This is a genomic window from Nocardioides sp. (assembly GCF_031397825.1).
In the GTDB taxonomy this organism is placed as follows: domain Bacteria; phylum Actinomycetota; class Actinomycetes; order Propionibacteriales; family Nocardioidaceae; genus Nocardioides.
In genome coordinates this window covers 1-14,612 of sequence record NZ_JANNML010000049.1, presented here as the reverse complement: position 1 = coordinate 14,612, position 14,612 = coordinate 1, and the positions used below count along the sequence as shown (strand labels likewise).

The 14,612-nt window shown below is 68.4% G+C and carries 15 protein-coding genes; 12 read left to right on the top strand and 3 right to left on the bottom strand.

Annotation, left to right across the window (positions count from 1 at the left end; genetic code table 11):
* From RMN98_RS03895 to RMN98_RS03865, 7 genes are all read left to right on the top strand, one after another.
* Window positions 1-1,688 (top strand): DEDD exonuclease domain-containing protein (locus RMN98_RS03895; RefSeq protein ID WP_309647484.1); only part of this gene is annotated, 1,688 nt, incomplete at its 5' end.
* Window positions 1,685-1,963 (top strand): Lrp/AsnC ligand binding domain-containing protein, encoded by a 279-nt coding sequence (locus RMN98_RS03890; RefSeq protein ID WP_309647483.1) that lies wholly within the window; start codon window positions 1,685-1,687, stop codon window positions 1,961-1,963. The genes RMN98_RS03895 and RMN98_RS03890, both read left to right, overlap by 4 nt.
* A gap of 127 nt (window positions 1,964-2,090) precedes the next feature.
* The gene (locus RMN98_RS03885) at window positions 2,091-2,789 is read left to right on the top strand and encodes a glycosyltransferase family 2 protein (RefSeq protein ID WP_309647482.1); all 699 of its coding nucleotides are present in this window, start codon (window positions 2,091-2,093) and stop codon (window positions 2,787-2,789) included.
* A 26-nt stretch (window positions 2,790-2,815) separates the two neighbouring features.
* The gene (locus RMN98_RS03880) at window positions 2,816-3,193 is read left to right on the top strand and encodes a DUF2304 domain-containing protein (RefSeq protein WP_309647481.1); all 378 of its coding nucleotides are present in this window, start codon (window positions 2,816-2,818) and stop codon (window positions 3,191-3,193) included.
* On the top strand, window positions 3,190-4,092 hold the full coding sequence (locus tag RMN98_RS03875; RefSeq protein WP_309647480.1) for a glycosyltransferase family A protein: 903 nt from the start codon (window positions 3,190-3,192) through the stop codon (window positions 4,090-4,092). Before RMN98_RS03880 ends, RMN98_RS03875 begins: the two co-directional genes overlap by 4 nt.
* On the top strand, window positions 4,089-5,552 hold the full coding sequence (locus RMN98_RS03870; RefSeq protein ID WP_309647479.1) for a DUF2142 domain-containing protein: 1,464 nt from the start codon (window positions 4,089-4,091) through the stop codon (window positions 5,550-5,552). The genes RMN98_RS03875 and RMN98_RS03870 overlap by 4 nt, the downstream gene beginning before the upstream one ends.
* A complete protein-coding gene (locus RMN98_RS03865; protein WP_309647478.1) occupies window positions 5,549-6,172 on the top strand; it encodes a YgjV family protein in 624 nt (207 codons plus the stop codon). The genes RMN98_RS03870 and RMN98_RS03865 overlap by 4 nt, the downstream gene beginning before the upstream one ends.
* 19 nt (window positions 6,173-6,191) lie before the next feature.
* On the opposite strand, the gene trpD is transcribed toward RMN98_RS03865, so the two are convergent.
* Both trpD and RMN98_RS03855 read right to left on the bottom strand, forming a co-directional pair.
* The gene (trpD, locus tag RMN98_RS03860) at window positions 6,192-7,217 is read right to left on the bottom strand and encodes an anthranilate phosphoribosyltransferase (RefSeq protein ID WP_309647477.1); all 1,026 of its coding nucleotides are present in this window, start codon (window positions 7,215-7,217) and stop codon (window positions 6,192-6,194) included.
* Between the two features lie 22 nt (window positions 7,218-7,239).
* Window positions 7,240-7,647: a hypothetical protein gene (locus RMN98_RS03855; protein WP_309647476.1), complete on the bottom strand. Its 408-nt coding sequence runs from the start codon at window positions 7,645-7,647 to the stop codon at window positions 7,240-7,242.
* Between the two features lie 86 nt (window positions 7,648-7,733).
* On the opposite strand from RMN98_RS03855, the gene RMN98_RS03850 reads away from it, so the two are divergent.
* Window positions 7,734-9,008 (top strand): hemolysin family protein, encoded by a 1,275-nt coding sequence (locus tag RMN98_RS03850; protein ID WP_309647475.1) that lies wholly within the window; start codon window positions 7,734-7,736, stop codon window positions 9,006-9,008.
* Here RMN98_RS03850 and RMN98_RS03845 read toward each other — a convergent pair.
* Entirely contained in the window at window positions 8,992-9,957 is a 966-nt protein-coding gene (locus RMN98_RS03845) for a cytochrome c oxidase assembly protein (protein ID WP_309647474.1), read from the bottom strand. The genes RMN98_RS03850 and RMN98_RS03845 overlap by 17 nt on opposite strands.
* Before the next feature lie 98 nt (window positions 9,958-10,055).
* Here RMN98_RS03845 and RMN98_RS03840 point away from each other — a divergent pair, with 98 nt between their 5' ends.
* From RMN98_RS03840 to RMN98_RS03825, 4 genes are all read left to right on the top strand, one after another.
* Window positions 10,056-10,676: a heme-copper oxidase subunit III gene (locus RMN98_RS03840; protein WP_309647486.1), complete on the top strand. Its 621-nt coding sequence runs from the start codon at window positions 10,056-10,058 to the stop codon at window positions 10,674-10,676.
* An 89-nt stretch (window positions 10,677-10,765) separates the two neighbouring features.
* Entirely contained in the window at window positions 10,766-11,572 is an 807-nt protein-coding gene (locus RMN98_RS03835; RefSeq protein WP_309647485.1) for a cytochrome c, read from the top strand.
* Entirely contained in the window at window positions 11,569-12,630 is a 1,062-nt protein-coding gene (locus RMN98_RS03830) for a Rieske 2Fe-2S domain-containing protein (RefSeq protein ID WP_309647473.1), read from the top strand. The genes RMN98_RS03835 and RMN98_RS03830 overlap by 4 nt, the downstream gene beginning before the upstream one ends.
* Complete coding sequence (locus RMN98_RS03825) at window positions 12,630-14,381, top strand: ubiquinol-cytochrome c reductase cytochrome b subunit (RefSeq protein ID WP_309647472.1); 1,752 nt, start codon at window positions 12,630-12,632, stop codon at window positions 14,379-14,381. Before RMN98_RS03830 ends, RMN98_RS03825 begins: the two co-directional genes overlap by 1 nt.
* The last annotated feature ends 231 nt before the right edge of the window (window positions 14,382-14,612 follow it).

Sequence of the window (14,612 nt, the reverse complement as noted above, 5' to 3'; positions counted from 1 at the left end):
CCCGCTGGGAGTCACAGCGCAGCTTCGACGAGCTGGGGCGCCCGCTGCGCGACATCACCTTCACCGTGGTCGACCTGGAGACCACCGGCGGTTCGGCGGCCGGCGGCTCGATGATCACCGAGATCGGCGCGGTGAAGGTCCGCGGTGGCGAGGTGCTGGGCGAGTTCCAGACCCTGGTCAACCCGGAGACCCAGATCCCGGCCTTCATCGCCGTCCTCACGGGCATCACGAACTCGATGGTCGTGGACGCTCCCCCGATCGAGTCGGCGCTCCCGGCCTTCCTGGAGTTCGCCGCCGGCACCGTCCTGGTCGCCCACAACGCCCCCTTCGACGTCGGGTTCCTGCGTCACTTCTCCGAGGCGCAGTCACGCCCGTGGCCGGCGTTCGAGGTGGTCGACACCGCCAAGCTCGCGCGACGGGTCATCACGCGCGACGACGCCCCCAACTGCAAGCTCTCCTCCCTGGCCCGCGTGTTCGGCGCGACCACCACGCCCAACCACCGGGCGCTCTCCGACGCCCGGGCCACCGTCGACGTCCTCTACGGGCTCATGGAGCGACTCGGCACTCAAGGGGTGCACACGCTCGAGGAGCTCCAGACCTACTCCTCGCGCGTCTCAGCCACCCAGCGTCGCAAGCGCCACCTCGCGGACGGCCTGCCGCACTCGCCGGGGGTCTACCTCTTCAAGGACGACGCCTCCCGCGTCCTCTACATCGGGACATCGCGCGACGTCCGCACCCGCGTCCGTTCCTACTTCACCGCCTCCGAGACCCGCTCGCGCATGGGCGAGATGGTCCGCCTCGCCTCGACCGTCCAGGCGATCGAGTGCGCCACCCCGCTCGAGGCCGAGGTCAGGGAGCTGCGGCTGATCGCCGAGCACAAGCCGAGCTACAACCGGCGCTCGCGCTTCCCTGAGAAGGTCACCTTCGTCAAGCTCACCCGCGAGGCGTGGCCGCGTCTGTCCCTGGTGAAGAAGGTCCTCGACGACGACGCCGACTACCTCGGGCCATTCGGCTCTCGGTCGATGGCGGAGAAGTGCCTCGCGGCCCTCCACGAGACCTTTCCGATCAGGCAGTGCACCGACCGTCTTGCGCTGAAACCAGCACGCTCGGCCTGCGTGCTGGCCGAGCTCGGACGATGCCTTTCGCCCTGCGACGGCAGTGTCGACCACGACTCCTACGCCGCCGTGGTGCGCCAGCTCCGCGACACCCTCCTGCAGCATCCCGACCAGGTCGTGGAGCTGGTCAACCAGCGCATGGCGGCCCTGGCCGAGGACGAGCGCTTCGAGGAGGCGGGTATCCACCGTGACCGGTTGGCTTCCTTCGTCCGCGCCGCTGCCCGGACCCAACGCCTGACCTCGCTGACGCGGTGCCCCGAGGTCGTTGCCGGGCGGCGCGAGGACGACGGTCGCTGGGTCGTCCACGTCATGCGCTACGGACGGCTGGCCGCCGCAGGAGTCATCCCTCCCGGCGGTGACGCTCTAGCGTTCGTGGCTTCGCTCAAGGAGTCGGCCGAGACCGTGCTGGCCTCGCACGGCCCCCTCCCGGCCGCCACGGCCGAGGAGACCGAGCGCGTTCTCCGCTGGTTGGAGTCCCCGACCATCCGGTTGATCGAGGTCGACGGCGAGTGGACCTGCCCGGTCCAGGGAGCCACCCGGTTGCTCGACGGGGCACTAGGCTCGCGGCCATGATCACCGCCATCGTGTTCGTGAAGGCCGACGTCGCTCGCATCCCGGAGGTAGCCGAGGCGATCGCTGCCCTGGAGGGCGTCAGCGAGGTCTACTCCGTGACGGGCCAGATCGACCTCATCGCGCTCGTCCGGGTCCGCAACCACGACGACGTCGCCACGGTCGTCGCCGACCAGCTCAACAAGGTCGCAGGAGTCACCGACACCGAGACCCACATCGCGTTCCGGGCCTACTCGCGGCACGACCTCGAGTCGGCCTTCTCGCTCGGGCTGGACTGAAGAATCCCAACGCACCTCCCCCGACGGAGTCATCCGGGATAGTCCGAAATGACTAGTCGAGAGTCCGGGTAGGCAGACATCCGGATTCGTCGCCCTCGATCACGTGTGCTGCCTCTAGCCTCCAGACATGAGCGCGCCCCAGGTCGGTACCGACGTCTGCGTCGTCGTTGCCGCCTACAACGAGGCGACCGTCGTGGGCGACGTGGTGCGAGGGCTGGCGAGACACTTCACTCAGGTGCTCGTGGTCGATGACGGGAGCACGGACGACACCAGCCGCGTCGCACGCGAGGCCGGTGCGATGGTCGTACGCCACGCGATCAATCTGGGCCAGGGCGCGGCTCTCCAGACCGGCTTCGACTACGCTCTCAAGTCCGGTGGGATCACCCACGTCGTCACCTTCGACGCGGACGGGCAACACAGGCCTGACGACGCGCTGCGTCTCCTGGCCCAGGGCCGGAGCCAGGGGTACGACGTCGTCCTGGGCTCACGGACCCTGGGGAAGGTCGTCGACCAGCCCTGGCAACGCGCGCTGCTCCTCCGCGCCGCCGTGACCTTCAGCCGAAGGACATCCGGCCTGGACCTCACGGACACGCACAACGGCCTCAGGGTCTTGAGCCGCGACGCGCTGAGGAGCATCAGCCTCCGACAGTGTGGAATGGCCTACGCCAGCGAGCTGGAGCACGCGATCTCACGCTCAGGCCTCCCGTGGTGCGAGGTGCCCGTCGAGATCGTCTACACGGAGTACTCCTGCAGCAAGGGGCAACGCGGCCTCAACATGGTCAACATCCTCTTCGACCTCGTCCACGCCCGCATCAAGACCACGTAGGAATCGCGCCCGACCGGAGCAAACCCGTGACCATCAAGTTCATCCTCATCGGCTGTCTGCTCTTCCTTGCCTGGCTGATGTTCCGCGGACCGGGAACCACCACCCAGGTTGCCTGGCGCCGGATCGCTGTCAGCCTCGTTGCCGCCGCAGGCGTAGTGACGGTCATCTTCCCCGACTCCCTGACCTGGCTGGGCAAGCTCGTTGGAGTCGGCCGCGGCACGGACCTGCTGCTCTACGGCTACGTGGTGTTCTCCCTCTTCCTGTTGATAGGCCTCTACCAGCGCATCACGCGCCTCGAGTCGAGACTCGCTCAGGTCGTCCGCGAGATCGCTCTGACCTCCGCCCCCATGAGCTCGCTCGCGCACCACGATGACGTGTCGAGCACCGATGCCCCCACGCCGTGACGACGGCACCGATCGTGGACGTGGTCGTCCCTCACTACGGAGACACGGCACTGCTGGCCCAGGCCATCACCAGCGTGCTGCAGCAAACAGACGAGTCCTGGCGACTCGTCGTGGTCGACGACTCGGCATCCGCCGAGGTGGCGACGCTGGTCCGCGACCTCGCGTCGCCGAAGGTCGAGTACCACTCCAACACCCAGCGCCTGGGCGTGGCTGGCAACTTCCAGCGCTGCCTGGACCTCGTGCGCGCGGAATGGGTGGTCTTCCTCGGCTGCGACGACCGTCTCCTGCCTGGCTACGTCGCACACCTCCAAAGCTGCGCTGAGAGACACTCCCACGTCAGCGCCGTCATGCCCGCAGTCCAGGTGATCGGCCGTGACGGCCGAGATCTGGCCACCATGGCCGACCTGACCAAGAGGCTGCTGCGCACCTTCTCGGGGCCGGGTGAGGTGAGGGCAGGAGAGCGACTGCTGACCAGCCTGATGCACGGCAACTGGACGTACTTCCCTGCCACCGCGTGGAGGTCGAGCGCGATCCGGCCGCATGGCTTCCGGCAGGACCTCCCGACCACCTTGGACCTGGCCCTGCTCGCGGACCTCGTGCTGGTAGGGCATCAGATCGCCGTCACATCCCACACGAACTTCCAGTACCGCCGCCACGCCCAGAGTGCGTCGTCGCTGACTGCCTCCTCCACGGAGCGCTTCGGCGAGGAGGCGCGGCTACTCCACGAACTGGCGATTCGCTCACGGGAGCGTGGCTGGCCCCGGGCAGCGCGCGCTGCCCGTCTGCACGTCACCTCGCGACTCCACAGTGCGCTCCTCGTGCCCTCGGCCCTCAAGGAGGACAGACCACACAGCGCGAGGGCGTTGGTGAGGCACACGTTCGGAGCTGTCCGGGCATGACCCTCACGTTGCGTTCGCGCCTCCTGTTCCTCGCCGGTCTACTCGCATTCCAGCTGGCGTGGATCGTCGCTCTCCCCGCGTTCACGGCGATGGACGAGTTCGACCACGCCTACCGCGCAGGGTCGGTCGCTGCCGGTCACTGGCAGGCCGGCGAGCAGCCTGCCACCATCGGTCGCGGAGTGCTGCTCCTCGTCCCCGAGGACCTCCCGCGGTCCGCACGAGACGTCTGCCTGGCGCTTCGCTACACCGGCTGGGACAACTGCATCGCACGCACCGAGCCCAACGCTGCGGGCGAGGTGACCATCGCCAGTGCTGCAGGCAACTACAACCCGACGTACTACTGGTGGGCAGGAGGTCTCGCGGCGCCATTCGAGGGAGATGCCGCGCTCTTCGTCATGAGAACCGCGACCGTGCTCCTCAGCAACCTCCTGCTGTTCGGCGCGCTGTCTCTCAACAGGCATTCCCTCTCCGGGTGGGCACTGGCGGGGTTCGCCGTGGTCCTCACTCCCACCATCACCTACGCCACTGCCGTCGCCGCCCCGAACGGTGTTGGCTTCGCGGGAGCAATTCTCCTGTGGACTGCACTCTTGCGTCTCCCCACATTCACGGGGACCTCTGTCCGGGGACCCATCTTGGGAGTCGTCGCCGGCGCTGCCGTCGTCATGTGTACGCACGCGACCGGTCCGCTCTGGGTCCTGGCAATCGCGGTGTGCGGGGCTCCCCTCTGGTGGCCGCGCTTCACCCTGTTGCTGCGCCATCATCCGCGCGTGACGGCCGCCACCTTCGTGCTTCTCTCGGTCTTCCTTGTGGCGTGCATCCTCTGGATCGCGACCAGCGGCACCAACGATCCTCGACAAGAAGACGAGGACCTCGGCCCGGTGCCGATCGCGCTCCTGCTCAAGCTGCCGCTCTTCCTTGCGCTCCAGTCCGTGGCAACACTTCAGTTCCGCAACCAGGCGGCGCCGACCTTGGTCTACGTCCTGGGTCTTCTGGCGATGCTCGCCTTCCTCGGTCTCACGTGGAGGCGTTCGACACGCCGAGCCCGGGCCGCCATGGGGCTGACGGCACTTGCGGCACTCATCGCCCCACTCGCAGCCACCTTGATCGCCTACCCGCTCGTCGGAAACGCCTGGCAGGCACGCTACGGCTTCCCCCTGTACGTGGGCCTCTTCCTTGTCAGCCTCGAAGCCTCACGCGGCATGAAGCCCCGGCGGGCTGTCGGGTTCGGTGTCCTCGTCCTTGCCGGCGCTCTTCAGGCCTTGACCTTGTGGTCGGTTCTGAACGCAGAGTTCGGCGGCGCCTCCCTGGCCACAGCTGATGTACTCCGCTACGTCCTCATCACGTTGCTCAGCCTGGTGGGCATCGGCATGTGGCTGAGGGCATTCTCTGCTGGGACCTGCCACGTCGTGGTTCTCCCCGCAGTCGGCGTGGAGACGGGCGACGCTACGGTTCGCGCATGACCTGGCTCGCAGACCACTGGCTCGACGTCCTCGGCTGGGGTGGCAGCGCGCTGCTGGTGTTCTCCCTCCTCCAGGCGCGGGTGCTGCGCTTCCGGTCGCTCAACCTGGTGGCGTGCCTGATCCTGCTGGTCTTCAACGCCTTCCTCGGCGTGTGGCCGATGGTGGGGATGAACGCCGTGCTGGCGGTGATCAACCTGGTCTTCATCGTGCGCCTGACCCGGGACCGTCACGACGAGGCGGCGTTCGAGGTGGTGCAGGTCGGGCTCGACGACGAATACCTCCGTCACGTGCTGAGGACCCACGAGGCGGACATCAGGAAGTTCCAGCCCGACTTCGGCACCCGGCCCGACGAGGGCCAGCACGCCTTCGTCATCGTCAAGCTCGACGAGACCGTGGGGGTGGTACTGCTGCGTCGCGACGGCGACATCGCGCTGATCGAGCTCGACTACGTCACCCCGAAGTATCGCGACTTCTCCCCCGGCGAGTTCGTGTGGCGCCGCAGCACGGTGCTCAGGGACCTCGGCTACCGCCACGTCCGCACGTCACCGCGGATGGTGAGCGCCTACTACGAGCACGTCGGCTTCCGCCCCCACGGCCGCGAGTTCGTGCTCGACCTCTAGGTCCGACGCCCGAGCGGCCTCAGGCGGACGACGCAGCGATCCAGCGCTCGAGCGTCGCCTCGGCAGCGCCGGAGTCGATGGCCTCGCGGGCCCGGCCGATGCCGAGCGCCAGCGCCTCCTGGGGCGGCAGGCTGGGGTTGTCGTAGACCGCCAGCGCCGCGCCGGCGTTGAGCAGCACGGCGTCACGCGGGGCGCCGCTCTCACCCCCCAGCACCCGTCGTACGACGTCCGCGTTGTGCTCGGGCCCTCCGCCGCGCAGTGCCTCCGCGGGCGACAGCGTGATCCCGTGGTCGCGTGGATCGACCGTGGTCGTCGTGACCACGCCGTCATGGACGACCCACACCGACGACGTGGTCGACACGGTGAGCTCGTCGAGGCCGTCGTCGCCACGGAAGACCCAGGCGTCGACGCCGCGACGCGCGAAGACGCCGGCCATGAGCTCGGCCTTGCCATCGTAGGCGCAGCCGATGGCTTGCGCGCCGGGGCGAGCGGGGTTGGCGAGGGGACCGAGCAGGTTGAAGGTCGTGCCGATGCCGAGCTCACGGCGCGGCACCGCGGCGTGGCGCAGGGCAGGGTGGAAGGCCGAGGCGAAGCAGAACGTGATGCCGGCGGACTCGGCGACCTCCACGACCCGAGCCGGGGGGAGGTCGAGACTCACCCCGAGCGTCTCGAGGACGTCGGCGGTGCCGGACTTGGACGAGGCCGAGCGGTTGCCGTGCTTGACGACCTTCGCTCCCGCTCCCGCGGCCACGATCGCCGACATGGTCGAGATGTTGACCGACATCGACCGGTCGCCGCCGGTGCCCACCACGTCGAGGGTGCGGCCGGGCACGCTGATCGTGGTGGCGACGGCGTACATCGCATCGACGAGTCCGAGTACTTCCTCGATCGTCTCCCCCTTGGCGCGCAGCGCGACGGCGAAGCCGGCGATCTGGGCCTCGGTCGCCTGGCCGTCGAGGATCTCCCCCATCGCCCAGGCCGTCTGGTCGGCGGACAGGTCCTGGCCCGCCACGAGGGCAGACAGGACGTCGGGCCACGTGGTCATGTGCGGTCTTCCGGGAGGGAGGTCAGGCGGGCACGCGAGCGCGCAGGAGCGCGATCACGGACTCGGCCAGCTGGATCGGGTCGATGGGGTGAGGCACGGCGGCCTCGGCCCGCGACCAGGTCGCCAGCCAGGCGTCCTGCGGCCGGCCGGTCAGCACGATGACCGGCGGGCACTGGTAGATCTCGTCCTTGAGCTGCTTGGCGATGCCCATGCCACCGGCGGGGACGGCCTCGCCGTCGAGGATCACGAGGTCGATGTGACCGGCGTCCATGTTCTGGATGACGACCGGCTCGGTCGCCACCTCGACGTAGGTCAGCTCGGGCAGGTCCGGGTGAGGTCGACGTCCCAGGGCCAGGATCACCTGCTGCCGCACGTTGACGTCGTCGCTGTAGACCAGGACCTTGAGCTTGCGGTTCGTCGAGTCGCTCATGCTCGGCATGCTATCCCTCGCCGACGCCCCGGGCCCATGTGACGTCCAGCATGCTCTCAGGTGGGCTCGCTAGCCTCCCCGGCATCATGGACCTCCAGACTCTCCTCAACGTCGGCCTGGTGCTGCTCTTCGTCCTGGTCGGGGGTGTCTTCGCCGCCACCGAGATCGCACTCGTGTCGCTGCGGGAGAGCCAGCTCACCCAGCTGGAGCGCTCCGGCAGCCGCGGCGCCAAGGTCGCCTCGGTGGCGCGCAACCCCAACCGCTTCCTCGCCGCCGTGCAGATCGGCGTCACCGTGGCCGGCTTCTTCTCGGCGGCGTACGGCGGATCGACGCTCGCGCCCGACGTGGCGCCCTACCTCGTCGACCTCGGCCTTCCCACCGGGGCCGCCGACACGGCGGCCCTCGTGGCCATGACGCTCGTCATCGCCTACCTCTCCCTCGTGCTCGGCGAGCTCGTCCCCAAGCGGCTCGCCCTGCAGAAGTCGGCGCCGTTCGCCCTGGTCGTCGCACCGCCGCTGGACCGCTTCGCGACCGTGATGCGCCCCTTCATCTGGGTGCTCTCGCTCTCCACCGACTCCCTCGTGCGGCTGCTCGGCGGCGACCCGACCGCCGCCAGCGAGCAGCTCTCCGAGGAGGAGGTGCGCGACATCGTCTCCACCCACGAGGCGCTCGGCGAGCAGGAGCGCCAGATCCTGGGCGACGTCTTCGCGGCCCGGCAGAGCACGCTCAAGGAGACGATGCGACCGCGCAGCGAGGTCGCCTTCATCGAGGGGGCCACGCCGCTGCGCGACGCCGTCGACTTCGTCCGAGCACGCCCCTTCTCCCGCTACCCCGTGATCGAGGGCGGCTTCGACCACGTGACCGGCTTCCTGCACGCCCGCGACCTGCTGGACCTCCAGCCCGACGACACCCGCGTCGTGCGCGACCTGCAGCGCGAGGTGCTGATGCTGCCCTCGACCAACCTGGTCCTGCCCGCGGTCGCCACCATGCGCCAGGGCGGCACGCACCTGGCGGTCGTCGTGGACGAGTACGGCGGGACCGACGGCATCGTGACCCTCGAGGACCTGGTCGAGGAGATCGTCGGGGAGATCCGCGACGAGTACGACACCCCCGAGCGTGCCGACACCGACCTGCCGGGCTCCACGATCGTCGACGGCGGTCTGACCATCGAGGACTTCGCCGAGCGCACCGGGGTCGAGCTGACCGACGGCGACTACGAGACGGTGGCCGGGTTCGTGATCGCCCGACTCGGCCGGATCCCCGAGGTCGGGGACGCCACCGTCGTCGACGAGGTGCGCCTCGAGGTCGTCGAGATGGCGGCCCTGCGGGTCACCCGGATCGAGGTCACTCGCCCCGGGTGAGCGCCTCGTCGCGGGCCTCGCGGTCCGCGCGCGCCTCACGACGCTCGGCCAGGTCCAGGCGGCGGTCCTCGCGCTTCGCCTCCTGCATCGACTGACGCACCCACTGCGCGAACAGCACCGCGAAGAACGTCAGCCCCACGAGGTCACCCGCACCCCAGAGGATGCCCCCGGCCAGCTGCTGGTCGTCGAAGGGGTCCGGCAACCACGCCCCCATCGGCCCGTCGGCGAGCGACGGGTAGTGGTCGCCGCCGAGCAGCGTCTCCTGCCCCATGATCGTGACGCCGAGGAACGCGTGGAAGGGCAGCGTGAGCACGGTGAGCAGCACCCGGAACGGGTAACCCACGCGCCCGGGCAGCGGGTCGATGCCCATCAGCGGCCAGAAGAAGAGGGTCCCGACGGCCACGAGGTGCACGTGCATCATCTCGTGGACGTAGACCGAGTCGAGCGAGGCGTCGTACCAGCCGGAGAAGTAGAGCGCCCACGGCGAGATCACGTAGAGCAGGAACGTCAGCGGCGGGAAGGCCAGCACCTTCGCCACCGGCGAGTGCAGCACGACGAGCAGCCAGCGCCGCGGACGGGCGGGGAGCGTGCGCAGCGCCAGGGTGATGGGCGCGCCGAGCGCCAGGGCCAGCGGCACGATCATCGACAGCACCATGTGCTGCACCATGTGCATGCTCAGCAGGGTGGTGTCGTAGGCGGCTAGACCAGACGACGTGGCGATGTAGAACGCACCCATGCCCACGCCGACGAACGCGATCGTGCGCCCCACCGGCCAGCGGTCGCCGCGGCGACGCAGCGTGAGCACGCCCAGGAGGTAGAGACCCACCCCCCACACGGTGATCACGAGGGGCAGGGGCGCCAAGGACCACTGGGTGAAGAAGCCCTCGAGGGAGGGCGCCGGCAGGGTCTCGGAGCCCGAGAGGGCGGTCATGATCAGCGGTCCGGACACGATGTGAAGTTTATGACCCTCCTCGTGAGGGGGTCGGGGTGCCCTCAGCACCAGGTGCCAGACATAATGAACGTGTGGCGACGACTGCTCCAGCACCTATTCCGGCATCACGACTTCACGGGCACCACGACCGCCCGAGCATGGTCGCGGTAGGGACGATCATCTGGCTCTCCAGTGAGCTGATGTTCTTCGCTGCCCTCTTCGCGTCGTACTTCACCATCAGGGCGGTGAGCACGGACCTCTGGGCCCAGAACACCGAGGTGCTGAACGTCCCGTTCGCGGCGATCAACACCACGATCCTGGTGCTCTCCTCGCTGACCTGCCAGCTGGGCGTCTTCGCCGCCGAGCGCGGCCAGGTCGGTCGCAAGGGCTCGGTCTTCAGCATGAAGGGCTGGGGCCTGCGCGAGTGGTTCATCCTGACCTACGTCATGGGTGCCATCTTCATCGCCGGGCAGGCCATCGAGTACGCCGAGCTGATCCAGGAAGGCATCACGATCCCGGACTCGGCCTACGGCACGATGTTCTACCTCACCACGGGCTTCCACGGCATCCACGTGACGGGCGGGCTGATCGCCTTCCTCTTCGTGCTCGGCCGCACCTACATCGCCCGCAGGTTCACCCACGAGCAGGCGGTCAGCGCGATCGTCGTCTCGTACTACTGGCACTTCGTCGACGTCGTGTGGATCGGGCTGTTCGCCACGATCTACCTCATCAAGTGACCCGCAAGGACTCCCACGTGCGCCTCCTGAACCGAACCGCAGGTCGTCTCTCCCGGCACCGCCGGGGTCGCCTGGCCGGCCTCGTCCTGATGCTCCTCGGCCTCGTCCTCACGGGCAGCCTCTACTCCGCGTTCGCGCCGGCCCAGGCCGGATCCGCGGAGAGCAACGACGCCCTCGTCGCCGAGGGCCGTGAGCTCTTCCTGGTCAGCTGCGCCTTCTGCCACGGCAAGAACGGCGAGGGCGTCGTGACTGCCAACGGCACCCAGTACGGTCCTCCGCTGGCCGGCGTCGGCGCCGCGGCCGTCGACTTCCAGGTCGCCACCGGTCGCATGCCGATGGCCCAGCCGGGCGCCCAGAGCGCGGTCAAGCCGCGGATCTTCGACGAGGAGGAGACGGCCGCCCTGGCGGCGTACGTCGCCACCTTCGGCCCCGGACCTGCCATCCCCAACGAGAGCGACTACAGCCTCGAGGGCATGAGCGACGCCGACCGCGAGGAGGCCATCTCCCGCGGTGGCCAGATCTTCCTGACCAACTGCACCGCCTGCCACAACTTCGGCGGCAACGGCGGTGCCATGCCGCGCGGCGGCCAGGCACCCAGCATCCTCAACACCACCCCGGAGCACATCTACGAGGCGATGTTGACCGGTCCTGGCAACATGGACTCGTTCTCCAACGGCAATCTCTCGCCCGAGGAGAAGCGCGACGTGATCGCCTACATCGAGACCATCCGTGACCAGCCCGAGTACGGCGGGTTCGGCCTGGGCGGGCTCGGTCCTGTCAGCGAGGGCCTGTTCGCCTGGGTCATCGGGGTCGGCGGTCTGGTCGGGTTCGCGATCTGGATCGCGGCCCACACGACGCGCACGACCAAGCAGCCCACGAAGGGAGCGGACGCGTGAGCGACGCACACGACGACAAGACCCCGGTGAAGGCCGAGGGTCCTGGCACGGGCAACGTCCCCGCGATCGCGGACCCGGGCCTGCCGCCGCACCAGTGGCGTCCCACCGACGTGGACGAGCGTCTCGCCAAGCGCGCCGAGCGCCAGGTCGCGGGCATGTTCATGCTGTCCTCGGTGTTCGTCCTGCTCTTCCTGGTCTCCTACTTCGCACTGAAGGTCGGCGACAACCACACGACGTTCGCCGGTTTCGGCGCCTCCAACATCGCGCTGGGCTTCACCCTCGGCATGGCGCTGCTGCTCATCGGCGTCGGCATCATCCAGTGGGCCCGCAAGCTCATGGGTGACCACGAGATCGTCGAGATGCGTCACCCGGCCCGCTCCTCCGACGAGGACCGCGAGGGCACCCTGGAGGCGCTCAACCTCGGCCTCGAGGAGTCCGGCATCGGACGTCGTCCGCTGGTGCGCAACTCGCTGCTCGGTGCGGTCGGTCTGCTCGGCCTGCCTGCCGTCGTGATGCTGCGCGACCTGGGCCCGCTGCCGGGCGACAAGCTCTACTCCACCGTCTGGAAGCCGCGCATGCGCGTCGTCCGCGACGTCGTCGGCACCCCCATCAACGTCGCCGACATCGAGATCGGTGACCTCGTCAACGCCGAGCCCGAGATCATCTTCGCCGTCGACGAGGAGGGCGAGCACATCCTCGAGGGCGTCGAGCTCCAGGTCGCCAAGTCCAAGGCCGCCGTCATCCTGCTGCGCATGGACCCCTCCGACATGACCGTCGCCGAGGGCCGCGAGAACTGGTCCGTCGACGGCATCGTCTGCTACTCCAAGATCTGCACCCACGTCGGGTGCCCGATCTCGCTCAACGAGCGCAAGACCCACCACCTGCTTTGCCCTTGCCATCAGTCGACCTTCGACCTTGCCGACTCCGGTAAAGTTGTCTTTGGCCCCGCTGCGCGATCGCTGCCGCAGCTGCCCTTGATGGTCGATGAGGAGGGTTTCCTCATGGCACAGCGTGACTTCACCGAGCCGGTGGGTCCGAGCTTTTGGGAGCGTGGCTGATGAGCGTGGACACCAGCAAGGTCGCGGACAGCAACGCCGGCGAGCCGGCAACCGCGAAGAAGCCGGGCAAGGCCGGCGTCGTCGCCAACTGGGCCGACGAGCGCCTGGGCCTGGCCGGCCTGGCCAAGAAGAACCTCCGCAAGGTCTTCCCGGACCACTGGTCCTTCATGCTCGGCGAGATCGCCCTGTGGAGCTTCGTCGTCCTGCTGCTGAGCGGTGTCTTCCTCACGCTCTGGTACACCCCGAGCATGGGCGAGGTCGAGTACCAGGGCTCCTACAACCCGCTGCGCGGCGTGGAGATGTCCGAGGCCATGGCCTCGACGCTCAAGCTCTCCTTCGACGTCCGCGGTGGGCTGCTCATGCGCCAGATGCACCACTGGGCAGCCATGCTCTTCATCGCCTCGATGATGATCCACCTGCTCCGCGTCTACTTCACGGGCGCGTTCCGCAAGCCGCGTGAGCTCAACTGGGTCATCGGCTGCCTGCTGCTGCTGCTCGGCACGCTCGAGGGCTTCACCGGCTACTCGCTGCCCGACGACCTGCTCTCCGGCACCGGCATCCGCGCGGCCGACGGCTTCATGAAGTCGATCCCCGTGGTCGGCACCTACGCGTCGTTCTTCCTCTTCGGTGGCGAGTTCCCGGGTGACTCGATCATCCCGCGCCTCTACACCGTCCACGTGCTGCTGATCCCCGGCATCCTGCTGGCCCTGATCGCGGCGCACATGCTGCTGCTCGTCTACCACAAGCACACCCAGTGGCCCGGTCCCGGACGCACCGAGGAGAACGTCGTCGGGTTCCCGATGCTCCCCGTCTACGCGGCCAAGGCCGGCGGCTTCTTCTTCATCGTCTTCGGTGTCACCACGCTGATGGGTGGCCTGATGACGATCAACCCGGTGTGGAAGTTCGGTCCCTACGACCCGACCAAGGTCACCGCGGGGTCGCAACCCGACTGGTACATGGGCTGGCCCGATGGTGCGCTGCGCATCATGCCCGGCTGGGAGTCCAGCTTCCTCGGGGTCACGATCCCGTGGAACGTCTTCCTCCCGATCATCGTGCTGCCCGGCCTGATGTTCACCATCCTGCTCCTGCTGCCGTTCATCGAGTCCTGGATCAGCGGTGACAAGCGCGATCACCACCTGCTCGAGCGTCCGCGCAACGCCCCGACCCGCACGGCCGTCATGGTCGCGCTGATGACCTTCTACGGTCTGATGTGGGCCGCGGGCGGCAACGACATCATCGCGATCAAGCTGCACCTGAGCATCAACCAGATCACCTACTTCATGCGTGGAGCGGTGTTCATCGGTCCGATCATCGCGTTCATGATCACGCGACGTTGGTGCATCTCGCTGCAGCGTCACGACGAGGAGAAGCTCCTCCACGGCTACGAGACGGGCATCATCATGCGCTCGGCCGAGGGCGGCTACTCCGAGCGTCACCTGCCGATCAGCGAGACCGCCGCCTACACGTTGACCGCTCGGGACCGCGACGAGGTCTACACCCCCGGTGGCGGCACCGACGCCAACGGTCTCGACGAGAAGGGTGGACGTCTCGACGGTCTGCGCGGTCGACTCTCGACGCTGATGTATGCCGACAACGTCCAGCCGGTCACGACCGAGGAGCTGGAGGCGGCGCACCACCACGCCGACCACGAGCACGAGCTCCAGGCCGCGCTGGAAGGACACGCGGCCGACGGGCACCAGTTCGACGGTCATCACTCGGTCGACGGGGAGAACCTCCGCGGCGACCACTGATCGCTGAGCACCGATCCGGCTGCACGGCCCCGTCCGACCTCGTGTCGGGCGGGGCCGTTCGCATGTCCCACCGCGCCAGGATGCCGAGTCGGCGCAAATTTTGATCACCAGCGCGCAACAATTCGCCCACACGGCCAACAGGCGCGGTGGGACAAGCGAAACGCCCCCCCCCACACCACGGAGGACCGGGCCCGTCAACCCGATCAGTTCTAAAACAAAAATTGTCGCCCC